Genomic DNA, 290 nt, shown 5'->3' with positions numbered 1-290 from the left:
CCTTTGCTGTGGCAGGAGCGGCCGGTTCCCCCTCTGCAGGGGCAGCGGCAGCCTTGCCCCCCGGGCGGCGGGTGGCATAGAGCTTGTCGGCATTGGCGCGCACCTGACCCTTGATATCGTTGGCGATCTCGGGATTATCGCGCAGGAACTGCTTGGCATTGTCGCGGCCCTGACCCAGGCGGATATCGCCGTAGTTGAACCATGCACCACTCTTCTGAACGATGCCCAGCTTGACACCCAGATCAATGAGCTCACTCATCTTGGAGATGCCCTCGCCGAACATGATGTCG

At 61.7% G+C, this 290-nt stretch carries 1 pseudogene; it reads right to left on the bottom strand.

The features are described from left to right. Positions 1 to 290 (bottom strand): annotated as a pseudogene (locus tag P0G09_RS20205) (DNA recombination/repair protein RecA); the annotation flags it as partial.

Origin of the sequence: Faecalibacterium sp. DFI.5.82 (assembly GCF_029076575.1) — a bacterium.
GTDB lineage: Bacteria > Bacillota > Clostridia > Oscillospirales > Ruminococcaceae > Faecalibacterium > Faecalibacterium duncaniae.
This window is presented reverse-complemented; position numbering and strand designations above follow the sequence as displayed.